Origin of the sequence: Sporolactobacillus spathodeae, assembly GCF_016908935.1 — a bacterium.
In the GTDB taxonomy this organism is placed as follows: Bacteria; Bacillota; Bacilli; order Bacillales; family Sporolactobacillaceae; genus Sporolactobacillus; species Sporolactobacillus spathodeae.
In genome coordinates this window covers 1-24,323 of record NZ_JAFBEV010000021.1, presented here as the reverse complement: position 1 = coordinate 24,323, position 24,323 = coordinate 1, and the positions used below count along the sequence as shown (strand labels likewise).

Genomic DNA, 24,323 nt, shown 5'->3' with positions numbered 1-24,323 from the left:
GACTGAGCCAAATGGACGTCGCGCGTATTAAAAATCCCAAATTTTTAAAGAAGCTGTCGATTGAACAGATGAACCGCCTGGCGGCAGATATCCGTTCTTTTCTGATTCACAAGTTGTCAAAAACAGGCGGGCATTTAGGACCCAATCTGGGTGTGGTTGAATTGACGCTTGCTTTGCACCGCGTTTTTAATAGTCCTAAAGACAAATTGATTTGGGATGTTGGCCATCAGACATATGTTCACAAAATACTGACGGGCAGAGGCGATCAGTTTGATTCCCTGCGGCAGTTTCACGGGCTCTGCGGTTTTCCAAAGCGAAGTGAGAGTGAACATGATGTATGGGAGACGGGACATAGTTCTACGTCCTTGTCCGCAGCGCTTGGAATGGCTGTCGCCAGAGATTTGAAAAAAGAAAATAATCAAGTAGTCGCAGTTATCGGTGACGGCGCACTGACTGGCGGAATGGCGATGGAAGCGCTTAATGATATTGGTCATCTAAAAAAAGATATGATTATTATTTTGAATGATAATGAAATGTCTATCGCGCCAAATGTTGGTGCAATGCACAATATGTTAGACCGTATCCGCTCTGGTGATAAATACAACAAAGCCAAAGAAGATCTCGAGTACTTAATGAAAAAAATCCCGGCGTTCGGCGGAAAACTTGCTTCTGTAGCGGAACGGATAAAGGATCGTCTGAAGTATTTACTCGTTTCAGGTGTCTTCTTTGAGGAATTGGGTATCACTTACGTTGGGCCTGTCGATGGACACAATATCGAGGCGCTGATCGATACACTCAATAGAGCCCGCAAACGGAAAGGTCCTGTGCTGATTCATGTGCTGACACAGAAAGGTAAGGGCTATAAACCGGCAGAAATGGATTCAATAGGAACTTGGCATGGACCGGGTCCCTACAAGATCGAATCGGGCGATTTTATTAAGCCAGCAACAAGCGCGCCCGCTTACAGCAAGGTTGTCAATGATGTTCTACAGCAAATGGCGCGTACCGATGAACGGATTTGTGTGATTTCACCGGCGATGGTCGTTGGTTCAAAATTGGAAGGCTTCGCAAAGGAATTTCCGAATCGTTTATTTGACGTCGGCATTGCGGAACAGCATGCAGCGACTTTTGCAGCCGGTCTTGCCACACAGCAGATGAAGCCAGTCCTGTCGATTTATTCGACATTCATGCAGCGCGCCTATGATCAGCTCGTTCACGATATTTGTCGACAGAATCTGAATGTGACAATTGCCGTTGATCGAGCTGGATTGGTTGGAGCGGATGGCGAAACACACCAAGGTGTCTTTGACATCAGTTTTCTGCGCGCTTTACCCAATATGATTATTGCGATGGGAAAAGACGAGGAAGAACTAAGAGATTTGATGTATACGGCGTTAAACTATAATAATGGACCGATTGCGGTCCGCTATCCGCGCGGGAATGGGCTCGGTGTGCCAATAGACAACGATCTGCACGAGATTCCGATTGGGTCTTGGGAAATCCTGAGAGAAGGCGCTGATGCTGCGATTCTCTCCTTCGGCCCGATGTTGCAGACGGCCCTTGAAGCAGCAAAAGTGCTTGATAACGAGGGCCTACATGTCTCGGTAATTAACGCGCGCTATCTCAAACCTCTCGATACAGCGCTGCTTAACCAGCTTGCTGCTCGCCAATGCCCGATCCTAACATTAGAAGAAGGCGTGCTTGCCGGAGGTTTCGGCTCAAGCGTTTTGGAATACTATGCGGAACAAAAAACTCGCGAGATCATCATTGATTTAATGGGCATTCCGGATCAATTTGTGGCGCACGGCAGCGTGAAAGAGCTGCTGGAAGAGCTTGGCCTTACGAGTGAAAAAGTCGCTGACAGGCTTCGCCAAATGGTCCATGAACAGGATCAGAAAACCGGTGGTAATTGGCAGCGGGTGACGTCACGATGAAGGACAGGGAACGTGTCGATCTACTTTTAGTTAAACAGGGACTATTTGTTTCACGAGAGCAAGCACAACGCGCGGTGATGGCAGGTGAAATTTTTATTGGCGATCAGCGTGTGGATAAACCAGGCAGCAAAATCGACCAGGAAACAACACTTGAATTCAGAGGGAAAAAGATGCCCTATGTTGGCCGTGGTGGATTTAAGCTTGAAAAAGCGCTGCGTTGTTTTCCAATCACGGTACGTGATCGGTTTATGCTCGATATCGGCGCATCGACTGGTGGATTTACAGATTGTGCGCTGCAAAATGGTGCGCGGGCTGTGTACGCGCTTGACGTCGGCTATAATCAGCTCGCGTGGAAGTTGCGCAGCGATCCGCGTGTGATCGTGATGGAGCGAATGAATTTTCGCTACGCGACGCTTGACGATTTCTCAGAGGGACCGCCTGATTTTGCAACCATTGATGTTTCTTTTATTTCATTAACAAAAATACTGCCTGCGTTGCGCGATATTCTGAAAATTGGTGGCGATACGATCGCATTGATCAAGCCACAATTTGAAGCCGGGAAGGACGAAGTAGGCAAAAAAGGAATCGTACGTGATCCAGCTATTCACGAGGCCGTTCTGCATTCGATCTTGGAGTTTGCTGAAGGTCATGGCTTCTGTGTTTGCGGGCTCGATTATTCGCCGATTACAGGCGGTGATGGCAATATTGAATTTCTCGCTTGGTTGAAAAATGGTTTGGACGAAACCGTTCAATTCAACTGGGAAAAAGCAATACCGGAAGTAGTGGCTCTGGCACATCAATCACTTAAATAAATTGATAAAACAAGGAGCGGATTTCCGCTCTTTTTTGATACGCTAAGAGCTTCAGTTATGTCTTAGCTAATTCTTTTTTTTACAAAAATTGCGCTCCGGTCGCATGCTTGCCGCGGGCGATCCGTGAGCCTCAGGATGGATAGAATATGCGAGGACCGTTAGGCACACTACTCCCGCAAGCGCCAGAGCGTCTGCACCACGTAACGAAAAAAAGTCATATGCTTTCTATCTGGTCATCGCCCAATACTTTCCAGTTCTTTTATTGACGAATTTAAAAAAACAGGGCAAAATAGAGTCAGAACTTATGTTCGATTTTTTAGAGGAGCGTCCGTTATCGATGTTAATAGAACTTCAAATTGTCAATTTTGCCATTATTGACCGACTAACCTTGACTTTTGATGAAGGACTGACCGTGTTTACCGGAGAAACAGGATCCGGAAAGTCCATAATTATTGACGCTATAGCTCTTCTTGTTGGCGGGAGAGCCTCCGCTGAATTCGTCCGATATGGCGAGAAAAAAGCGGAAATCGAAGGACTTTTTGAAATAGGCGATGCGCACGAAGTCCTTCCAGTATTGGACAGCTTGGGCATTGAGCGTCCAGACGGTCAGATTATTATTCGCCGCGAGATTTCTGCAAAAGGAAAAAGCATTTGCCGAGTTAACGGAAAAATGGTAACTCTGACTGCTCTTGAAAAAATAGGACAACGTCTGATCGATTTTCACGGACAGCATGAGCACCAGCTATTAATGAGTTCCGAGCAACATCTGCCGCTTCTTGATTCATTTGGCGGTGAGAAAATGGACAAGCTACTTCGGCTTTACGCCGATCAATATAGACAAACAGCAAAGCTTGACGCCGAATGCCGCGCATTCAATAAAAATGAGAAAGAAATTGCGCAGAGAATTGATTTGTTGCAGTATCAAATCAAAGAAATTGAAAACGCCGACCTTGAGCTTAATGAGGAAGAGGCTTTGCTTGAAGAAAAACGAAAGCTTGTTAATTTTGAAAAAGTGTTTCAAGCCATTAAAACAGCATATGAAGCACTGGAGGGGGAGAATCGCGGTCTTGATTGGCTCCGCCAAGCGTCAACCAGTCTTGAGTCCGTCCAGGATCTCGATTCTGATTTGAAAAACAGTGCAGAAGCGATGTCCGGAAGTTTTTACGCTCTTGAAGAACAGGCGACCCAATTGCGTGATCATCTTGAAGAAATGGAATATAGCCCGGCTCGGCTTGACGCAATCGAAGCGCGACTCGATCAACTGCATCTGTTGAAAAAGAAGTATGGATCGGATATTAAAGAAATTCTTGATTACGCGCAGTCGATAAAAAAGGAATACGATGATTTGCTTCATCATGATGATCGCTATGAAACACTGGCTGATGATTTGCGCCGGCAATTGGAACATTTGCGTAGAACAGCAGTTGTCATCTCCGTGCTGCGTCATAAAACAGCGGTTCGTTTAGCCAATGCAGTGAATCGGGAATTAAAGGATCTTTGTATGGAGCATGCCCAATTCGACGTGAAATTAACCAACGCTGAGGATTTGGCGTCGTTTAAAAATTATCGGACCAACGGGATTGATAAGGCTGAATTTTTCATCGCAACCAACCCAGGCGAACCGATGAAGCCGCTCGATAAAATTGCCTCAGGCGGTGAACTGTCACGGGTAATGCTTGCCATTAAATCCAATTTCAAAGATGTTCTCGGTGTCACGTCAATCATTTTTGACGAAGTGGACACCGGAGTGAGCGGGCGCGCTGCACAGGCAATGGCGGAGAAAATTTATCGGCTATCCGCTCGATCGCAAATTCTTTGCATTACGCATTTGCCGCAAGTCGCGGCGATGGCGGATCAGCATTACTTGATTGAGAAAAAAGTTACGGCAGAAAAACGGACAAAAACCATTGTGAAGCAACTGGATGAAAACGACAAAGCGCAAGAGATTGGACGGATGATTTCCGGGGTTAAAATGACTGATCTCACGCGCCAACATGCAAAGGAACTGCTGCAGCAAGCAGACAAAATTAAATTGGAAGGCAGTCTGGCTCATTGAGAAATGCCTGCAGTTTCAGGACTTGCCATCAGTATCCTTTAATGGCATTATTCACTCCCATTTTCCACTCATAAAACCGCCTCTACGGTGCACTTTAAATAATGCACTGCAAGAGAAAGGGTGCGGCTTAGGAGCGAGGAGCGTGAATGATGAAAAGAAAGGCTGATTGGTATGTCATTGTAACAGGTTTGCTTCTTCTCGGCTGCCTCGTCATTTTCTGCGGGGTGAGGACCAGTGAGATTATAAATAAAACCGCCGGACACAATGAACAAGCGCTACAGATCGAGAAAGCGCCACTGATGCATTTACTGGGCGCCATGTCACCAATAACTATGGAAAACCGAAAGCTAAAGACCAAAGCAGTGCAGCAGAGAAATCTGGAACAAAGCGCCGAGGTTCTGTCTTTCTTCAATCGAAAAACGGAACAAACCGATGTCCGGTTGTCTAAAACCATTCGTCTTGTTCCTGGCGGACAATCGATTGGTGTCAAAGTCACGACAAAGGGCGTTCTTGTCGTCGGTTATCATTTGATTGACGGAATACGTGGTCAGGCTTCTCCTGGGGAAACAGCTGGCATCCGAATCGGCGATGTGATTACAAAAATCAATAATCAAACGGTTCATAATATTACCGACGTCCGTGAGCAGATTCGCACGGTTTCTCAATCGAACCAGACATTGAAATTGGATGTTCTGAGACAGAAAACGGTGATGGTAAAAAAACTGATTCCTGTTCAGGATCGCAGTGATCATCACTATCAATTAGGTTTATACATTCGTGATTCGGCGTCAGGTATTGGGACAATGACTTTTTATGATCCACAATCCGGTAGCTACGGCGCGTTGGGCCATGTGATTTCGGATCGAGATACAGGTCAACCGCTTCTTGTTAACGAAGGACGTATTGTTCGTTCATCTGTGCAGGCGATTGATAAGGGCGCGGAAGGAAAACCTGGCGAGAAGATTGCTTTTTTCCCTGAAAATGCGGCGAGTATCGGAACTGTGGAGAAGAACACACCATTCGGTATTTATGGGCATTTGCAGCAATTCAGATTTAGACCGATTGATCTGAACAGAACTTTGCCAGTCGCGCTCGCAAGTGAAGTAAAAGAAGGCCCGGCACAGATTCTCACTGTTTTAAATGGAGACAAGATCCAGACTTTTGATATTCAAATTTTAAATTCGATTCCGCAGAAGTACCCAGCGACTAAGGGTTTGGTCATTAAGATTACAGATCCAAAGCTTCTTATGGCAACTGGTGGTATTATTCAAGGGATGAGCGGGAGTCCGATTATTCAGAATGGCAAACTGGTCGGAGCCGTCACACATGTTTTTGTCAATGATCCGACATGCGGTTACGGTGTTCACATTGAATGGATGCTTCACGAAGCAGGAATTGACATTTATCAGAAGAACCATAAACGAGATTTTGCCAGTTGATTGTTAAGATGTAACAAGAAAAAGAAGAGTATTGTCGAATAAGAACGGAACAAGTCGAAAAATGAAAGATATCCATGAAAAAAGCAAAAAATGTAAGAAAAAAATAGATGATTTAACGATAGCTAAAAAAAGGATTGCAGCCCCCTTTGTCGAAATTCTAAATTAGAACTATTCGCGAGGGGGATTTATTTTGCCAAAGATAAAAATATTTCTGACGGATGATAATCAGGAATTGGTTCATTTAATAATTGAGTATTTGAAAACACAAAATGATATGGAAGTCGTTGGCACAGCTAGAAATGGACAGGAATGTCTCGATCATATTCAGACTGTGTTGCCTGACGTGCTTCTGCTTGATATAATTATGCCGCATCTCGATGGTTTGGGTGTGTTGGATGAATTGAGAAAGCGGCAATCTGCATCCAGCCTGAAAATTATTATGCTGACTGCTTTTGGTCAGGAAGATGTGACGAAGAAAGCCCTTGAGCTCGGTGCGTCTTATTTTATTCTGAAACCGTTTGATATGGAGAATTTGGCGAATCAGATTCGTCAGGTTGTCGGAAAGCCAGATAAGAAACCGTTGCTTTTTGGTAATCAGCGAATGACCAGCGGGTCGGTTGTATCGAGCCCGATTACGACAGCACACGATCTAAATGCCAGTATTACTGGTATTATTCATGAAATTGGCGTGCCAGCACATATCAAGGGTTATATGTATTTACGAGAAGCGATCACGATGGTCTATAAAGATATTGAACTGCTTGGATCAATCACGAAAGTACTTTATCCAGATATAGCGAAGAAATATAAGACCACGCCGAGCCGCGTCGAGCGTGCAATTCGTCATGCAATTGAAGTGGCCTGGAGCCGCGGCGATGTTGAAGCGATCTCTGGCTTGTTTGGCTACACAGTTTCCAACTCCAAGGCAAAACCGACGAACAGCGAGTTCATTGCCATGGTCGCCGACAAGCTGCGGATCGAAAATCGAGCAGAAGACCTTGATGAGAGCGGGGTAACGAGGTAGGAAAAATTGGAAACTGCTTGTGCATCATTCTAGGGTGGTTTTAAATCATAAAAAAAGCATGGACTGAGTGTCCATGCTTTTTTTAGCAAGTCGTCGTTGTATTATATCAATTGTATAGCAATTCATTCGATGCGCTTATTTTTTTGCATGATTGCTTCCAATATATCATTAAGCGCGGGTACATGTTTATTCTTGCTTTTATAAGCTAGATAGATGACATTTTGTACATTTAACGCATCAAATATCACTTTGGCCTTTGTCTGATCCATTGAATTTTTTAAAATATAGGTTGGGATTAAGCTAATACCCGCCCCATTTTCAATAGCCCGTAGAATGAGATGCAAATTTGGAATGGTATGAATCGGCTTTATGATCGGACGTTTTTTAAAATGTTCCCGCCAAAATCGCCGGATGATTGGCAACTCTAAGCCATAACTGATCCAATCCTGCGCGAGTAGCCATTCTTCTTTTGCCTTCAAATCGTCAACTGGCGGTATCTGCAAGTGCTTGGGAGCAGAAATGACAAATTGCTCAGTGCATAATTTGATACAGTCAATGCCAGGTATCTGGCATTTTTGCGATGTAATAATGAGATCTACTTTATCTTCCTTCAATCGGTCCAGCAAGTGATCAGCTTCTCCAAAATAGGAAATGGTGCATGTCTTAAAGTTCTGAAGCTGATCGAGAATATTTTCAGAAAAGTATTCGATAGCGGATCCGATTCTAATCGTTGAAAGTGTCGGTAGGCAAGCTGCCTTGAAACTTAGCGTGGTTTCCTCTAATGATTCAACGAGGGGCGCAACCTGTGAATATAATTGCTTTCCCCGTTCTGTGGGCATCATTTTTCTAGCTGTTCTCATGAATAAACGTTCGCCGACCTCAGCTTCTAAAGAGGACAAATGCTGGCTCATTGCCGGTTGGGTCATGATGCGGATCTTAGCAGCTTCAGACACAGAATTATATTTATAGATCGCAACAAAGCTTCGATACCATTCAAAATCGACCAAATGTCAAATCACCTCTTGATAAAAACAATCCGAGAATAAGGGAAGAATAGCGGGTCAATTCCGATTTCTTGGAAATCCGCGGTCATACTGCACCGGTATTGCTGTTTCTTTATGGAGTTTAATTGCAGCTTCCAGCGTCCAATAAGGGTTTCGGAGCATCCCTCTGCCGATTGCAACGAGGTCCGCCTCTTCGTTGCCGACCACAGCATTGGCGAGCTGCGGTTCGTCTAATCGTCCGACCGCGATGACTGGCGTGTTAAGCGCTTGCTTTATTTCTCTGGCTAAAGGCACCTGATAGGCAGCGTGCGTTCCCGGTCTTCCATCGGCGGCAATTGGTCCTTCGCCTCCCGCGCTGACATGAAACATATCGACACCCGCTTGTTGGTAGTCTCTCGACATGGCGATGCTTTCCTTAATCCCATAACCACCGGCCACATATTCTTTCGCTGAGAGACGAAAGATCAATGGCATTTCTTCAGGCATCTCGCTTTTCGCTGCCTGAATGATTTCTTTGCCAAACTTCGTTAAATCTGTCCCATACGCATCCGTTCGGTGATTGGTTAACGGTGAGTGGAATTGGTGAATGAGGTAGCCGTGCGCCCCATGAAGTTCAATCGTATCCACACCTGCTTTTATAGCACGTTGCACCGCCTGACGAAATTTCTCCACCATTTGTTTCACTTCATCAGTTGACAATGCTCGCGGGATTTTTGACTCTTGGTTAAAGGAGACTGCTGAAGGGGCAACAGGAACAGTAGCATCCTCCGCTTTACGTCCCGCATGGGCAATCTGAATACCCACTTTCGCGCCATAGTGATGGCAGGCATCCACGATACGGGCGAGGGCCGGAATTTGTTCATCTGACCATAAGCCCAGATCAAAGTCGGTTATACGGCCATCCGGTTCCACGTCGGTCATTTCAATAATGATCAGTCCAGCACCGCCAATTGCCCGGCTCACATAATGGACATAGTGCCAGTCTGTTGCAATTCCGTCTTTGTTCGCTACTGAATACTGGCACATCGGCGGCATAACGACACGGTTTTTTAACGCTAATCCCTTCAATTGATAGGGTGTAAATAAATGTATCATTTCGTGCCCTCCATTTCTGTAGTGAAAAGCTGATATCCTATAAGATACCAGCTTTTCGTTGATTAACCCAATTTTTTGATTACTGCCTGAGCAACGGCCACCGTTGACTGAGGATTCTGACCGGTTATTAAATGGCCGTCTGTCTCAACATGCGAAGTCCAGTTTGGCGCGGCAACAAAAATAGCACCCAGATCGCGTAGCTTACTTTCCAGCAAGAACGGCAGTATCGGTTTCAGCCCCGTTTGTTCTTCTTCCGAATTCGTAAACGCGTTGACTCGCTTTCCGGCGACAAGCGGTTGTCCATTGGACAAAGTGGCGCCAACCAAGCCTGCAGGTCCGTGGCAAACAGCAGCGACAATCTTATCAGCTTCATAAAAATTGCGAAGCAGCATCTGAAGTTTTTTGTTCTCCGGAAGATCGAACATCGCGCCATGTCCGCCTGGAAGGAAAATCGCATCGTAAGCATCGTGTGTGACCGTATCAAGCTTGACCGTGTTCTGTAACTGTTTTTTTGTATCCAGAAATTCCTGCGGTGTATCCTCAGCGATGCTGCCCGGATCAGGCGCGCTTAATCCACCAAGTGGGCTAGCAACCGTGACACTGTAGCCGTTCTTTGTAAATTCAAGATACGCTTCCGCGAATTCGGATAACCAAATACCCGTTGTTTTTCCTTCTGTAAGCTTCGTATGATTGGTGACAACCATTAAGACTTTTTTAGACATGTTCTTTTCCTCCTCAATTGCTCTTTAGTACAAGGTTATTCTAATCCTGAAATATCTATAAAACAAATTATGAAATAATGCCTAAACTATAAATATATTTATAAATAAAGTTGACCGCGACCACTTTTCAATGGCAATATCGCGAAGGATTGCAAAAAGGAGTGATCCACGACAGGTTTCGACAACGGGACGCAAGAAGATGTCGTTGTCGTTAAGACACGCAAAGTCCTTAATGTTTATTCTTCCGCAGCAAAATCAAAGGAAGAAAAACAACTGTTTACGGTCATGCGCCAGAGCATTTACAAACCTTCCATCCTTAAACAAGCGTGATCCACGACACATAACTCAGCACTCGATAATCGACTCATTGACACATCAAATAAATCCTATGGTAGCGTTTCTAATGATGCCTTCATCAAGCAACCATCCATTCAGAGATGGGGTACGAGATTTTGCTCGTAAATCTCGTTTGTGAGCGCGTAAAGGGTGTCCTCAGACTCGATGGACAGCGTGTTTCTTTTGCCCAGCCGGCAAATAGTATCAATAATTTTTGCTGATAAAGCAGCAGGAATGGTGCGGCTGAACGTTTCCCCATTAAAATCACGACCATAAGCGCCATTGTAATAGACTGCCGACATAAGCCGCAGGATATTGAAGGGGATCAAAGCCTTCACCGACCGCGGCGGGCGCGCAGTCGCAATAAACAAGTCCCAAGCCCATTTCAGCACATTGTATCAGTGCTTGCTGTGTTCGTTCCTTTACCTTTTTTTGTGAATTAAGCAGTGTGCCGTCTAAATCAAAGACAAGCGCACGGATTGACCGATTGGGTTGCATGTGGTGCCCACCTTTTTTGCACTCTATTATAACACTCGTTAAGTGGGCGTAAGGAGAAAAACAGATGAAAATAAGTGCTGATGGATGTTGAACGTTTAGAAGATTATATTGAATTGTATCTTAACGTTGTTAGAAATTCACCATGGAACGAATTGTGGAAACATGCAGCCGATCGTCAGCGATTACTTGGTATGATTCATACGCCAAGCTTTCTCGGTTTCGCCTTGGGGAAGAGGATCAATTAATAGGTGTTATCCCCAATTCAGTAAAATGAATTATGCCGGTTGGAATTTTTACATTGCCGAGTTTTGTATCGACACAAATGTACAGGGAGAAGGTATGGATCACCTTAGCCAGAAATCGTTATTGACACACTCGCCGTTCATTGCAATTTAATAGATGATCTGATTCCCGGACACTATGTCATTTAACAAGGGATATCATCTGGATCTTGATAATTTATTGGATATTGTTTTGTGTCTTTTAATCGATCAGGATAATACGGATAGGGTGGTGACAGTTTATTACTAGAATATACATACACTGCTTCTGAGAAATTTGCGAAACCTTCATCTAGCCAAGCATCATTATAGGGATCATTGCTGACAACACCATAGAACCATTGATGCGCAATTTCGTGATCGATCATATACTTTAGATCCTCTAAGTTCACCGGGCCTGTATTTCTGATGCTTCTTGCAGTCACAATTCCTGGATATTCCATACCCATTGTGTCAAGCACAATATCCAGTTGTTTAAATGGATAGGATCCTATTTCTTTTGATAGAAAGAAAAGGATTTTTCCGCTTCTTGTAAAACTTCATGGCTTACTTTTTTATTACTTCCAAAAACGCGAATCGATGTGCCGTCCTGCTCAGCGGTCGCAAACCGCGGCTTCTTCAGAAGTGTGATAAATATCTCTTTGACACGATTAACCGAAAATGATCCTCTATTTTGACTAGGAAATCGATCATTTTCACTCGTAGAAGCAAGGGTATATGACTTAGGAATATTATAAGTGACAGTAAAATCACTAAAAGCCGTGTGATACGTTTCTCCGTGAAATAAATAAGGCTCTTTATTCCATTTATGATTTCTAAAAGTAGCAATCATTGGATAGAACTCCGCGAGGTAATAGTTCCCGTCTGATTCTGTGAGTCGCAAACCCTTTTCAGGGAGCGTTAAGTCATAGCTGAAGTGAACAGTAATTACCTTAGGGCTTAAGTTTCGCATTCAGTGGGATGCTCAATGTATCTTTCGCTAAATGATAGTCATTTGTTTTACCATTTACGAGTATCTGATTGAGATGGATAGTGGCTGGGTGCCGTAACTGTGGTGAGTTATTCTTTGTAAACATATTAGGAATGAAATAAAAAATGAGCTTGTCCCATGAATCAGAGGATGTATTTTTTATGCGAGTTGTCGTGTCGATAGAAAACTTTCCATTTGCATCTAGATTAATTTTGATGGAATATTTGCTTTCATTCCCAGACAGTACATATTTAGGGATGAATTTTTTTACCAACATTCCTGCTTTATCTTTGGTTTTATCATGGGTTAACGTGTCTCCATAATTCAAATAAACCAACAAGGACACGGTGAGTAACAAAATGAAACAAGAAATTAGGATGATTATTTTATTTTTCAGCATATAAACCCCCTATTATTTCCTCGCTTTATCTATTCTATGTAGGCATCCATAAACCTTTGTTGATAGACGTCTACTTCAGTCGAAAAATAATAAAGATCATGTTTCACTAATCATGGAAATTTGAAAATGCCATTAAATCGCAATAAAAATTTTCAATACCAATTTTCATAAAAATTCGTATTGAATAGTGACATCTGTGTCATTATTGATTATGCTGTTCACAAGGATAAAGTGACAAAAGTGTCACTTATTTGTTTGGAAGATGATGAAGATGATGCAGGTTTGTTGGTGAATTATTTATTTCAGGCGCTATTAAATTTGGTTAGGAAGGTGTAGCTATGCGTTCATTAAAAGACTTCCCATTCAGCAACAAGAATTATGTTTATTTATTATCTTCTCAAATAATTTCAAATTTAGGAGACTGGGTATATATATTGGCTTTATATTCTTTAGTCGCTATAAAATGGAATGCCCAGCCAATTGCAATGACAGGACTTATGCTGTGTATGGTATTACCAGCAATATTCCTCGGAACTCTTGCAGGTTATTTTACGGATGTTTTTGATCGTAAGAAAGTAATGATTATTTCTGATATAGTCCGTGCAATAATTATTTTATTGGTTTTGGTGTCTCATACGCTTTGGGAGATTTTTGTTATCATCGTATTGGAAAGTATCGCTTCTTCATTTTTTGAACCAGCAAAAGAAGGAAAACTTAAAGAGATTGTTGAGGAAAAGTACATTCAAAAAGCTGTTTCTTATAGTGAAGCTATTAATAACGGTGCGAAAATTGCAGGTCCTGTAATTAGTGGATTGTTGGTTTCAACATTAGGAATATATTGGTCTTTTTGGATTAATGCGCTATCATTTATTATATCTGCTCTATTGATTTTAGCGTTGCCCAGAACGGATAGAGTAAAACCTTCACGACGATTTAGAGATAATCGAGATCGGACAAAATATAAAATGGTAAGAGAGCTCTTAAGCGGATTTTCACTAATTAAACGCTCTCCGATTATTTTAAACGGGCTAATTATTTTTAGTGCTTTTTTACTAGCTCTTCAGCTGTCAGACTCACAAACGATTGTATTGTTGCGGAAGTTGTCTGGACAATCAATAAATGTTTTAGGGCTATGTATGGCTGCTAGTGGGGCTGGTATGCTTCTTGCTACAATCCTGTTGAGTGGTAAGAAAATGGGTCGAAGATTATACACGCTTTTAATTAGTCCAATAATTTTGGGCTCTGGATTGATTTCTGCTGCGCTATTCATTCGTCTTCCAATCTATTTAATCTATTTAGTTTATCCGTTGATCTTTTTCATTTGCGGATTCTCATTCAGCATGGCTGCACTACCTTTTAATGTTGTTGCCCAACAGAATACGGATAGTGAAAATACGGGAAAAGTATTTGGTACGATTAATAGTGTGACCAATCTTGCAACAATAATAGGGGTTACAATGGGGGGCATTATTTCTGAATTATTTGGCGTCCTAACGACTTTCATTGCCTCTGGAATATTCTTAGTCATGGTTAGCCTAGTCAGTTTGTCATTTAAAAAAATAATAAGAGGGAATGTAGATCAAATTGCCAAAAGTTCCGAAAGAATACCTTGAGAAGCAAAAAAATAATATTCTAGACGCGGCCTTGCATGTGTTTCTTCAAAAGGGTTTTGAATTAGCAACGATGACGGATGTGGTTGAAGCGAGCGGATTTAGTAGAGGTGGTGTTTATCGCTATTTCTCAAGTACAGAAGAGATGATGCATGCCATACTAGAGCGTGACTTGGATGCAGGTAATGAATATATTATGAATCTGATTAATGAATATAATAATATGTGGGATGCATTAAATCGTTATATCGAAGAAGTTGAAAAAAATATTGACACATCATCCAAAGTTGGAATGATGATTTATGAATACTTTATTACTGGCTGGAGAAACGAAACACGCAAAGTCTATCTTCAAAAAAGATACCAAAGAGGGCATGCATCCTTGGTCCGCTTGTTTGAAAAGGGTGTAAAATGTGGTGATTTTAAACCCACTCAATCGATTGAAACAATAGCCAGTTTTATTATGAATGTATTTGATGGCTTATATTTAGAAGCAAATTTAACCGATGACGATACAATAAATGTTAAAGGACAGCTTTCTGCAGTTAGGTATTATCTGAAAAATACTTTGCAAATCACTTGAATAATTTATGCTTTCATCTTCACAATACGGGGAAATTGCACAGAAACGAAGAATTGACCCATCTGTATCTATGTTCTGCTGAATCACCCTATAGTAAGGTTGCAGTAAATTCATCAGGGATAAACGAGGTGAATCGCATGGATGAGTACTTTTTCTACACTCAATTCCAAGGCTGGGATTGGGAAGATTCAAAAAAGGAGTACGCGAAATTAAAATTCAGAACTGATTTTACAAAAGATCATTCAGAAAACTTTACCCTACGATGGAACTTAAATACCAACACATTTACTTGTATTGATAAAGAAATTAGTGAAAGACGCGATGTCATACACGTTTTAAATGACTCGGATTATCAGAGAGTTATCGTAGAAAAAATTCAAAAGGAATTGCATCAGTGATCAGTATATGTTTTGTACAATGCTACTCTGAAGTAAAGACATAGGCATTTCAACCACTGGTAGAAATGAAACACTGAACCATAATTAAATCCAATAAACAGAAGATATCGAAAGCCGATTACCTACAGGAAAATAATCTATAATTTGTTGCGGACATTATAGCTAGCAATTATTGGACAGGCAATGCGGCCAACCTTCAGCTTTTTTGGGGAGCAATGGGTAAGTAATAACGGTTGCTTCCCCTGAAAATCTATAAGCCTTTTTTAAGAGAGATAAGAATGTATCAGATTTCGCATAAAAAATGGAGCGAAGGCGCGATACGCCTGCGGGAAAAGCGAGCAGCCGACGCGCAATTTTGCAAAAAAAGACTTGGCTCAGCCAAATTTTTCTTATACGTTATGAAAATAAAAAGAATTCAAAGGAATTAAGCATCAGAAAAACTAAGGTTTGCCATTGTATGCAAAGGACTTGGCTACGCCAAGTTTTTTTAATAGGTGTCTACTTAAGTCGAAAAATATTATTCATATAAAAAAGGTATTTTCTCATGGAAGTGATCGATTCGATTTAATATAATGGTAAAGCGATACAATGGACTTGATAACGGATAACTTTCTTTTTATTGAGATGAGGAGGCATTTATTTGACTGACTTGCGAACTCTAGACAGAACGGAATTGGAGAACCTTTATTCACGCTTAGAAAAGCAGTATCTTGCCTTTAAAAGTAAAAATCTTGCGTTAAATATGTCTCGGGGAAAGCCGAGCCCGGATCAACTTGAGCTTTCATCTGGCCTTTTCGATAGTTTGGATGCGCGTACCAATAAAACAGCTGATAATATTGATGTTCGTAATTATGGCGGCGTGGATGGGATACGCGAAGCGAAAGAATTGTTTGCTGAAATCTTTGCGGTCCGTCCTTCAGAAGTAATCGTTGGCGGCAATTCAAGTCTGACGATGATGTATGACACGATTTCAAGAGCGTTGCTTAAAGGTGTCAGAGACAGTGAGCTGCCATGGGGCAAATTACCACAGATTAAATTTCTTTGTCCGAGTCCTGGCTATGATCGCCATTTTGCGATTTGCGAAGCGCTCGGTATTGAGATGATTCCGATTGACATGCTGGATGATGGACCGGATATGGATAAAATTGAAGAACTAGTTCGCAAGGATGATACGATCAAAGGCATATGGTGTGTGCCGAAATACAGCAATCCGGGAGGGATTATCTACAGTGACGAAGTCGTTGACCGTTTGGCAATGATGGAGACGAAAGCTGCAGATTTTAAAATTTTCTGGGACGATGCGTATACTGTCCACCATCTAACCGATAACCCGCCGCATTTAAAAAATATACTCCAGGCCTGCAGCAAAGCGGGTCACGCGGATCGCGTCTTCATTTTTGCGTCGACATCGAAAGTGACATTCCCAGGTTCTGGCGTTGCGGCGATGGCGGCAAGTGAAGCGAATATTAAATTTATCTTAGACCAACTGTCTGTGCAAATGATTGGACCGGATAAGATCAACCAATTAAGGCATGTTCGTTTCTTGAAAAATCTGGATCATATCAACGAACACATGAAAAAGCACGCGAAATTAATTAAACCTAAATTTGATCTTGTTTTGCATGAGTTAGAAGCGCAATTAGGCGATCAGAGGATTGCTTCATGGAGCAATCCAAAGGGCGGGTACTTTATCAGCTTAAACACGCTTGATGGTTGCGCAGCAGAAGTAGTAAAACGCGCAGCGGCTGTCGGTGTGAAACTCACAAAGGCAGGGGCAACTTTCCCTTATGGAAAGGATCCAAAAGATAGAAATATTCGTATTGCGCCAACGTTTCCTTCACTCGCTGAATTAAAAATGGCGATCGACGTTTTGTGTCTCTGTGTGCAAATGGTCAGCGTCGAGAAATTGTTGACCAACTAATTTTTTATTTTAAGAGAGCGTAGCCTTTTTATGTGATGTGAAGGCTCCATACCAAGTGCAAAAACGGATACCCCTAAATGGAGGTATCCGTTTTTTGTATCAATGGATTGATCCGGAAGCTTTTATAGTTGCTTTTTTACAACGGGGATATAGATGTCGCATACTTTCCCGGCTTCTGTCATGCAGCGGTCATCGTACTTTTCAAAGTCGGCACCCTTTGGCGCATATTCGTAACCAGATTGCGGAAACCACTCATTGAATATGTAATTCCATGTCCCTTGAATAGTAGGAACAAAATTCTCAGCGTTGCAGGGAGGTGTTGAAAATACTGCATAGTTTGCGGCTGGAAGCTCACAAACATGATAGTTGTTCGGGATTGCTGCGCCATCCTTCGGTTCAACACCGATGACATAGTCAAATTCCCCAGTCTCCGGGTCTTCCGGAAAGCACGCGCCATACTCATCATGATTTTTAATAAAACGTTCGGCGTGAAGGCTTTCCATCTTCCCATGATGCATATAGTCCTGCCAAAAATCTGGAATGGCCTGACTGTTTTCTCCATTTGAATTGTTTGTTTTGAGGGCAAAACCAACAAGTTTCACTGCGGGTTGTGTCACAAATTTTGGTTCCAAAATAATGCCTCCAATCAAGTATTTGTTTGTGAGCGTCAGGTCTGGCGGGAGGGGGCGAGCGCCTTGTGCATGCAAACGGTAGGTCGCTGGGGAACAGCCGTAATAACGGCGAAAGGCCTTGCTGAAACCCGAATGCGTTTCAAAACCGTATTTCATCGAGAGATCGACAATACGCTGGCCGGAACTGAGTTCGTGTGCCGCAAAGGCAAGCCGGCGGTTCCGTACATAGACCATCACCGAATAACCAACCCCCCATTGGAATACACGGCAGAAATGCCAGGTGGAAAAGCCAGCATGCGCTGCTAAACTGTCTGGGTTAATCGCATCTGTGATATGTTCGTCAACATATTCCAAAATGTCCTGCAAAATAGTAACCATGTCCATCGAACAATTCCCTCCAACCATTCGGTAAAACAAGTGTAACAAGAGATGGTCAACGATGCTGTTCCAAAATTGCGATGTTCAGATTTGAATGAAACGATGTAAGCGAAAAAAGGCTGAGAATCGTACTTTCCATTGGCTGTTGCATTTCCTCTGAATACGAGCGATAATCCTTTTCATCTCTGAGCACCTCCGTTTCTAGGCTTTCATTAGCAAATTCTCATCGTAAATTTATAAAGAATTCATCAGATTCCAATGACAGGCTTATTCTTGATTTTATATAGTTAGATTTGAATGCGACAACTGTCGATCAGAAGCATTAAGGTGTTATCCAGATCACAGCAGCTTTAAAAGGTACGTCATTCGTATCGGCACAACGCGCGAATGGATCGCAATGAAGAGATCCTTACGCGGTCACGCAACACTTATCTTGGACCGCCTCGATGCGATCGCATGCTGTTTATTAAGTAGAGAAACTATCTGGAACGAGGCATAAATTGTGCAACAACTATTAAAAAAGAAAGACGGCTTTTTAATATTAATCGTTGTTCTCTCACTTGTACTTGATCTGTCAGGTATATGGACGATTTCTACAGTGAATTCATATTACATGGCTGCTGTGATCAGCATGATGAAAAATGCGCATAACTTCTTTTTTGCGTCTTTTGATCCAGCGGGATTTGTTTCTATTGATAAACCGCCGCTTGCTTTTTGGATACAGATTCTTTTTGCCAAGCTATTCGGCGTGCATGGCTGGACACTGATTCTACCTCAAGCACTCGCAGAAACAGGTTCGGTCTTGATGATTTACTTTTTGGTGAAGCCAGCATTCGGTGTGATTCCTGCGCGTCTTGCTGCATTGCTGATGACAATCACGCCTGTAGCTGTTGCGGTCTCTCGGACAAACAATGTGGATTCAATCCTTGTTTTTACTTTATTAACAGCCACCTTGTTTCTTTTTAAATCCGTCAATGATGAGAAACGGCAGAATATCTGGCTGATGCTTGCCTTTGCGTTCATCGGACTTGGTTTTAACATTAAAATGATGCAAGCCTATTTGGTTCTGCCTGCGTTTCTGATCTTCTATTTTCTATCCACTCAGGGGAAATGGTGGAAAAAGGTGTTACGGCTGATGCCTGCAATTCTTTTGATGGTTGTCTTATCGCTTGCCTGGGCTTTAACCGTTGATGCCATTTCACCTATTCACCGTCCTTATGTTGGCAGCAGTCAAGCGAATTCGGTGACTGACCTTGCTTTTGGTTATAATGGAACGCAAAGATTAATAGGACAAGCAAATGGAAACGCGCAAATTGTTCAAGGAGAAAGCAGCACAGTCAGCCCATTACGCCTGTTCCGTGTCGGCTACGGCACGCAAATTGGCTGGCTGATGCCACTTGGTTTATTGAGTATTCCGACGTTATTAATCGCCTATCGGAAGAAAGAGGGAAAGTTTTGGTTTCAAACAAAGAGCGGACGATCGTTTGTTTTTTGGTTTTTCTGGTTTGTCCCATCTTTTATTATCTTTAGTTTTGCTGGCTTTTTTCATCGTTACTATTTCATTATGCTGGCACCTTCGCTCGCTGTGCTTTGCGCTGTTGGCTTTTACACCATGTTTCAAAATTATAAACAAAAGACGGGTTTCAGACCCTTTGTTCTGCCGATTTCATTGACTGCAACATTCATTATCGAATGTGTTTATGTCAGCTATTATTATCCGAAGGCTGGACTGCTCCTTGCAAGCGCCGGACTTCTTTTGTTTGTTTCATTTTATTTGAAAGAAAAACGACTCTTGCCACAAAAGGCAGCAGATAGACCACTTCGCATTGGTCCTATTGTCTTGTTCTGTCTTTTATTATTGGCGCCAGCTTATTGGTCATTCACGCCTGCTTTATACGGGGGAGACAATATCATGCCGGAAGCAGGACCGCAGCTCGCTGATACGGATAGAACTTCTAAAGCGCCGATCCCGCAAGTGAATGGTCAGTTGCTTCATTATTTAATGACACATGAAGGAAGAAAAGCTTATCTGTTTGCGACGACTGATGCGCCAACAGCCGCCCCCTATATTATAAAAACGCAAAAACCCGTCATGGCAATCGGTGGATTTAATGGAACCGATCCGATACTGAACACCGTTTCTTTCAAAAGGTATGTTGCTAGCGGAAAAATAAGTTACTTCTTTTTCCCCGGGAACAAGGGGATGAATGATACACCGGTTAGTAGATGGATCAGAAGTCATGGCAAGCTGATTCCGAAACGCCAATGGGCGGGACGATTCGCAGCAAAGGGAAGCCTCTATCAACTTAGAGCCAACAAGGATAGATTTAAGTCGCATGGCAAATGATTTAGCCAAGGTATGTCATGGACTGCAATGAACTTGCAGCGATGTGCGAAAGAGTATCGTCTTTGAAATCATGGGATTTTCCCCGTGTATTTATCGCAAATGGATTCGCCGTATCTACGAAGGGACGCTAAAAAAAGAAAAATGTAATTTTGCTGTAATCAAATAGCTATGCGTTTGATACATGCCTGTTATCTTTCTCTGTTAGATTAGACTGTGGAAAGAAGGTATGCCAAACTATGAAAAGACTAATTACTGCCTTGCTCATTGCGACATTTATTTTTTCCGTACCCTTTGCATCCCACGCATCTGCAAAAGGTGTGAAAACGATTAGGGTACAATCCACCGCGTATTGTGAAAAAGGAATCACTGCTACTGGCTTTAATTTTAATAAAAACCCGGGTGCGAAAGTAATTGCGGTTGATCCACGTGTTATTCCGATGTTTTCTTTAGTTGTCATCCCTGGCTATGGTAAAGCAATTGCTCGGGACACAGGTGGTCGGATTAAAGGGAAGATCATCGATGTGCATTTCAAAACAAAGCATCAAGCACTCCAATGGGGAAGAAGATCTGTTAAGATCAATGTCTACACATTTTAAAGGCGAAGTGTCCGGGATAACCGGGCATTTTTTTGTGCGTTAAGAAAGTATAAAGATTACAAAGGAATTAAGTATAAGAAAAACTAAGGCTTCACCACTTTTCAAAAGACTTGGCTCGCCAAGTTTTTCTAATCTTTTTGTGTCGCTATACATATTTGTTATTACAACTGCCCATTCTATAAGTTATTGACAATCGAGGGGTGTTTGGTGGCCACTTTACGCCCGCGGCAAGCGAACATAGGGTAGATATATGATTGAAAACAACAATAGACTTTAACAAAGCCTACAAAAAAAGAATTGGTTCGCCAAGTTTTTCTAAAACGCTCTCATTTATTTCACATTTTCTCATGACAGCGCGGAAGATAAATGTTAAAATGATTAGGTGATAAAAAGTATGTCGAATTTTGTTAGGTAGATTCAGGAGCACATTATTGTTGTTTCTGTATAAATATTTTGTCTTGAATGGAGAGATATCAAATGGAAAAAACTTTTGTTGTCACTGATGAAACTGGTATTCATGCTCGTCCGGCTACCGTGCTTGTAAGCGAAGCAAGCAAATTCGAATCAAATGTTTCGATCGAATATAACGGCAAAAAAGCCAACCTGAAGAGTATCATGGGTGTTATGGCCCTGGGAATCATGAAAGGCGCTGAATTCTCTGTATCTGCTGAAGGTGCAGATGCTGAAGATGCAGTTGTGGCAATTGGCAATGTAATTAGCGCGCAAGGAATTGGCCAGGAAAAATAAGTCGTCCTTCGGAAAACCAGTTATATTTAAAAGCGAAGGGGTTAGCGATTATCGCTAATCCCTTCGCTTTTTGTCTAGGCGAGTTTAGCATACTGAGAAGGTTCGTATGCTCTGAACCCAAAAGTAAGTAAGGAGAGAAATGAATAAATGAAAAGGGCGCCTCAAGGTCGACGTTAGTCGATATTGGGACGCCCTTTTAAATGGGTTATGGGAGAATATTTCCATTATGAACGCTTTTTCTGAATTTTAAACAGATAGACAATGATTATTTAGCGCTCAAATATTCATATCGAGTGGTTACAGAAGAACCAGAGGCGTTAGGATCGGCGCAAAGATTAACGTGAAGATGGCTGCGAGAACCATAGCAAGACTTGCAGCAGCGCCTTCTTCAGTACCAAATTCAAGCGCTTTTGATGTACCCGCACCGTGTGCGCCCATTCCAAGCAGCAAGCCACGAGCCAGTTTTTCCTTAATCCGCAAATATTTAATGACAAGCGGACCGAGAATCAAGCCGGAAAGACCGGTGACGATAACAAAAATGGCTGTCATAGTCGGCATGCCACCAATATCAAACGAGACAGCCATGGCGATTGGTGTCGTAATCGACCGCGGCAGTAAGCTAAGCAGATAGGTGTTCTGTAGCCGGACTATATGACTGAAAATACCACAGCTAACCAATGCGACAACTACACCGGTTGTCATGCTAACAGCAATGACTTTCAAGTATTTCTTCAGGACGTTCCGATATTTGTACAATGGAACAGCAAAGCCAACGACAGCAGGTTGCAGTAGATTGCTCAAATAGCGGCCGCCACGGTCATAATCGTTATAATCGATATGCAGACCAACAAGTAGCGACGAAATAATACATGGCGCAATAAGCAGTGGCGAGAGCAAAGCGATTTTTGTTTTTTTATACATTTTCTTTGAAAGAATATAAACAACTATTGTTAAAAAAATACTTGATATAATGGCGAACATCTATTAAATCTCTCCTTTTTTAACGGCCCATTTGCGGATGTAATACTGGGCAACCAAACCAGTTATAACCATTACCGTGATTGTACTGAGCACAATCACGATTAGAAATTGAGAACCGTGTTGTAGAATTTGCTCTTTGTATTGAATGATTGCCACCGCGGAAGGCACGAAGAACAGGAGCATTTCGGACATTAAGAACGCAGCCCCATTTTCGATTAACGACAAGTTCAATAAATGAAAACGAAGGAGAATAAGTACGATGAATAAGCCAATGATACTGCCGGAGATTGGCAAGTGAAACAGCCAGGCGATGAAATTGCCGGCGATTGCGAAAAGATAGAGAATCATTACTTCCATGACTAAAGTAAATATTTTTTTCAAAACTGATGGACCCTTCTTTTTTACAAAAGTGTGACGTGATTTTTGTCACAATGTATTATACAAAAGGAACGGCTGAAGGTACAATAGAAATAAAGCATGATAGCTATTCAAACAATGAATAGGAGCTGAGCGCTTACGGATATCAAGCATCTCCATTATTTTGTCGAAGTGGCAAATTACAGAAGTTTTACAAAGGCAGCACATCAGCTTTACGTATCACAGCCGACAATTAGTAAAATCGTTAAAGATATAGAAGAAGAGTTGAATGTGATCTTACTCGACCGTTCAGCCAAGACCGTGACGCTCACAGATGCCGGGAAAATCGTTTATGACCAAGCCTGTAAAATTGTTTCATCCTTTGATCATCTTTCTGATACACTTGATCAATTGAAAAAGAACGGGAATGGAAAACTGCAGCTTGGTCTACCGCCGATGATCGGCGTTTACTTTTTTTCGGATCTTATCCGTAATTTTAAATTAAAGTATCCTGATGTTGATTTGCAGATTATTGAGCACGGAGCGAAGAAGGTTGCTGATCTAGTTGCAGAAGGCAAAGTGGAGGTCGGCGTGACACTGGAGCCTTATGATCAGAAATTAATAGAAGGATTTGTTTTTCACGATGAGCCACTAAGCGCCATAATTCCTGAAAACAATGCCTTAAGCGAAAAAAAGAAGCTAAAGTTAGGCGACTTGAAGAATGAATCGTTTATTCTTTTTCCAGAAGAATTTTCACTGCGTTCGATGATTGTAATGAATTGTGAACGTGCAGGTTTCCATCCGAATATTATTGTACAAAGTTCGCAGCGTGATCTGATGGTGAAACTTGTTTCTAAAGGTTTAGGAATTACACTATTACCGAATGGTATTGCGGAAAAGGCGGATTTGTCAGGAGTTATTTCATTACCTCTTGAAGAACAGGCGTTAAGGTGGCGGTTGTCGATGATTTGGAAAAAGAATCATTGTTTATCATTTGCGGCGAGAAATTGGATTGACGAGGCGAGAAAGTCTTTGCGTCTACCTGCGAAAGATTATTGAGTTATAAATTGATAGTTTCAATCGAACAATAGATTGATTAATTTATAACTATGTGTAAAATGTTTCTCGGAGAATTAAATTCGGATTAGCGCCTGAGGATGGATCGGGACGCTGTTCTTACTTCCAGCCATGTTCCTTTATTC

The 24,323-nt window shown here is 42.2% G+C and carries 25 protein-coding genes; 14 read left to right on the top strand and 11 right to left on the bottom strand.

Annotated features, from left to right (window positions below):
- Positions 1 to 11: 11 nt before the first annotated feature.
- From dxs to spo0A, 5 genes are all read left to right on the top strand, one after another.
- On the top strand, positions 12 to 1,934 hold the full coding sequence (gene dxs, locus JOC27_RS10415; RefSeq protein WP_205007232.1) for a 1-deoxy-D-xylulose-5-phosphate synthase: 1,923 nt from the start codon (positions 12 to 14) through the stop codon (positions 1,932 to 1,934).
- Entirely contained in the window at positions 1,931 to 2,746 is an 816-nt protein-coding gene (locus tag JOC27_RS10410) for a TlyA family RNA methyltransferase (protein WP_205007231.1), read from the top strand. The genes dxs and JOC27_RS10410 overlap by 4 nt, the downstream gene beginning before the upstream one ends.
- 337 nt (positions 2,747 to 3,083) lie before the next feature.
- A complete protein-coding gene (gene recN / locus JOC27_RS10405) occupies positions 3,084 to 4,802 on the top strand; it encodes a DNA repair protein RecN (RefSeq protein ID WP_205007230.1) in 1,719 nt (572 codons plus the stop codon).
- A 149-nt stretch (positions 4,803 to 4,951) separates the two neighbouring features.
- The gene (gene spoIVB / locus JOC27_RS10400; RefSeq protein WP_205007229.1) at positions 4,952 to 6,241 is read left to right on the top strand and encodes a SpoIVB peptidase; all 1,290 of its coding nucleotides are present in this window, start codon (positions 4,952 to 4,954) and stop codon (positions 6,239 to 6,241) included.
- A 190-nt stretch (positions 6,242 to 6,431) separates the two neighbouring features.
- The gene (gene spo0A / locus JOC27_RS10395) at positions 6,432 to 7,265 is read left to right on the top strand and encodes a sporulation transcription factor Spo0A (RefSeq protein WP_205007228.1); all 834 of its coding nucleotides are present in this window, start codon (positions 6,432 to 6,434) and stop codon (positions 7,263 to 7,265) included.
- A gap of 122 nt (positions 7,266 to 7,387) precedes the next feature.
- Here the strand turns inward: spo0A and JOC27_RS10390 are convergent, their stop codons facing one another.
- The 5 genes from JOC27_RS10390 to JOC27_RS10370 form a co-directional block, all read right to left on the bottom strand.
- Positions 7,388 to 8,272, bottom strand: a complete 885-nt coding sequence (locus tag JOC27_RS10390; protein WP_205007227.1) for a LysR family transcriptional regulator — start codon at positions 8,270 to 8,272, stop codon at positions 7,388 to 7,390.
- Positions 8,273 to 8,326: 54 nt separating this feature from the next.
- On the bottom strand, positions 8,327 to 9,364 hold the full coding sequence (locus JOC27_RS10385) for an NADH:flavin oxidoreductase/NADH oxidase (protein WP_205007226.1): 1,038 nt from the start codon (positions 9,362 to 9,364) through the stop codon (positions 8,327 to 8,329).
- A gap of 62 nt (positions 9,365 to 9,426) precedes the next feature.
- Positions 9,427 to 10,086: a type 1 glutamine amidotransferase domain-containing protein gene (locus JOC27_RS10380; RefSeq protein WP_205007225.1), complete on the bottom strand. Its 660-nt coding sequence runs from the start codon at positions 10,084 to 10,086 to the stop codon at positions 9,427 to 9,429.
- A 431-nt stretch (positions 10,087 to 10,517) separates the two neighbouring features.
- Complete coding sequence (locus tag JOC27_RS13675) at positions 10,518 to 10,760, bottom strand: hypothetical protein (protein ID WP_205007224.1); 243 nt, start codon at positions 10,758 to 10,760, stop codon at positions 10,518 to 10,520.
- Positions 10,687 to 10,920 carry an HAD family hydrolase gene (locus tag JOC27_RS10370; RefSeq protein ID WP_205007223.1) on the bottom strand — a complete coding sequence of 78 codons (234 nt, stop codon included), beginning with the start codon at positions 10,918 to 10,920 and terminating at the stop codon, positions 10,687 to 10,689. Before JOC27_RS10370 ends, JOC27_RS13675 begins: the two co-directional genes overlap by 74 nt.
- Before the next feature lie 74 nt (positions 10,921 to 10,994).
- Here JOC27_RS10370 and JOC27_RS10365 point away from each other — a divergent pair, with 74 nt between their 5' ends.
- Entirely contained in the window at positions 10,995 to 11,165 is a 171-nt protein-coding gene (locus JOC27_RS10365) for a hypothetical protein (RefSeq protein ID WP_205007222.1), read from the top strand.
- A gap of 182 nt (positions 11,166 to 11,347) precedes the next feature.
- Here JOC27_RS10365 and JOC27_RS10360 read toward each other — a convergent pair whose 3' ends face one another.
- From JOC27_RS10360 to JOC27_RS10350, 3 genes are all read right to left on the bottom strand, one after another.
- Positions 11,348 to 11,644 carry a M1 family aminopeptidase gene (locus tag JOC27_RS10360; RefSeq protein ID WP_338062804.1) on the bottom strand — a complete coding sequence of 99 codons (297 nt, stop codon included), beginning with the start codon at positions 11,642 to 11,644 and terminating at the stop codon, positions 11,348 to 11,350.
- Positions 11,645 to 11,691: 47 nt separating this feature from the next.
- Positions 11,692 to 12,033, bottom strand: coding sequence for a gluzincin family metallopeptidase (locus tag JOC27_RS10355; protein ID WP_205007221.1), 342 nt, complete (start codon positions 12,031 to 12,033; stop codon positions 11,692 to 11,694).
- Positions 12,034 to 12,133: 100 nt separating this feature from the next.
- The gene (locus JOC27_RS10350; protein WP_205007220.1) at positions 12,134 to 12,571 is read right to left on the bottom strand and encodes a hypothetical protein; all 438 of its coding nucleotides are present in this window, start codon (positions 12,569 to 12,571) and stop codon (positions 12,134 to 12,136) included.
- Between the two features lie 338 nt (positions 12,572 to 12,909).
- Between JOC27_RS10350 and JOC27_RS10345 the strand changes: the two genes are divergently transcribed.
- The 4 genes from JOC27_RS10345 (at position 12,910) to JOC27_RS10330 (ending at position 17,083) form a co-directional block, all read left to right on the top strand.
- Positions 12,910 to 14,184 (top strand): MFS transporter, encoded by a 1,275-nt coding sequence (locus tag JOC27_RS10345; RefSeq protein ID WP_205007219.1) that lies wholly within the window; start codon positions 12,910 to 12,912, stop codon positions 14,182 to 14,184.
- Entirely contained in the window at positions 14,156 to 14,764 is a 609-nt protein-coding gene (locus JOC27_RS10340) for a TetR/AcrR family transcriptional regulator (protein ID WP_205007218.1), read from the top strand. Before JOC27_RS10345 ends, JOC27_RS10340 begins: the two co-directional genes overlap by 29 nt.
- Positions 14,765 to 14,901: 137 nt before the next feature.
- The gene (locus tag JOC27_RS10335) at positions 14,902 to 15,162 is read left to right on the top strand and encodes a hypothetical protein (RefSeq protein WP_205007217.1); all 261 of its coding nucleotides are present in this window, start codon (positions 14,902 to 14,904) and stop codon (positions 15,160 to 15,162) included.
- A 640-nt stretch (positions 15,163 to 15,802) separates the two neighbouring features.
- A complete protein-coding gene (locus tag JOC27_RS10330; RefSeq protein WP_205007216.1) occupies positions 15,803 to 17,083 on the top strand; it encodes an aspartate aminotransferase type Ic in 1,281 nt (426 codons plus the stop codon).
- A 122-nt stretch (positions 17,084 to 17,205) separates the two neighbouring features.
- Here JOC27_RS10330 and JOC27_RS10325 read toward each other — a convergent pair whose 3' ends face one another.
- On the bottom strand, positions 17,206 to 18,099 hold the full coding sequence (locus tag JOC27_RS10325; protein ID WP_205007215.1) for an effector binding domain-containing protein: 894 nt from the start codon (positions 18,097 to 18,099) through the stop codon (positions 17,206 to 17,208).
- A gap of 496 nt (positions 18,100 to 18,595) precedes the next feature.
- Here JOC27_RS10325 and JOC27_RS10320 point away from each other — a divergent pair, with 496 nt between their 5' ends.
- From JOC27_RS10320 to JOC27_RS10310, 3 genes are all read left to right on the top strand, one after another.
- Positions 18,596 to 20,440, top strand: a complete 1,845-nt coding sequence (locus JOC27_RS10320; RefSeq protein ID WP_205007214.1) for a glycosyltransferase family 39 protein — start codon at positions 18,596 to 18,598, stop codon at positions 20,438 to 20,440.
- 236 nt (positions 20,441 to 20,676) lie between these two features.
- Positions 20,677 to 21,036: a 3D domain-containing protein gene (locus tag JOC27_RS10315; protein ID WP_205007213.1), complete on the top strand. Its 360-nt coding sequence runs from the start codon at positions 20,677 to 20,679 to the stop codon at positions 21,034 to 21,036.
- Positions 21,037 to 21,513: 477 nt separating this feature from the next.
- Positions 21,514 to 21,783: a phosphocarrier protein HPr gene (locus tag JOC27_RS10310; protein ID WP_205007212.1), complete on the top strand. Its 270-nt coding sequence runs from the start codon at positions 21,514 to 21,516 to the stop codon at positions 21,781 to 21,783.
- Positions 21,784 to 22,080: 297 nt separating this feature from the next.
- Here the strand turns inward: JOC27_RS10310 and JOC27_RS10305 are convergent, their stop codons facing one another.
- Together JOC27_RS10305 and JOC27_RS10300 are read right to left on the bottom strand one after the other, a co-directional pair.
- Entirely contained in the window at positions 22,081 to 22,764 is a 684-nt protein-coding gene (locus JOC27_RS10305) for an LrgB family protein (protein WP_205007211.1), read from the bottom strand.
- Between the two features lie 3 nt (positions 22,765 to 22,767).
- Entirely contained in the window at positions 22,768 to 23,145 is a 378-nt protein-coding gene (locus JOC27_RS10300) for a CidA/LrgA family protein (protein ID WP_205007210.1), read from the bottom strand.
- A gap of 141 nt (positions 23,146 to 23,286) precedes the next feature.
- Here JOC27_RS10300 and JOC27_RS10295 point away from each other — a divergent pair, with 141 nt between their 5' ends.
- Positions 23,287 to 24,180 (top strand): LysR substrate-binding domain-containing protein, encoded by an 894-nt coding sequence (locus JOC27_RS10295; RefSeq protein WP_205007261.1) that lies wholly within the window; start codon positions 23,287 to 23,289, stop codon positions 24,178 to 24,180.
- Positions 24,181 to 24,323: the final 143 nt, after the last annotated feature.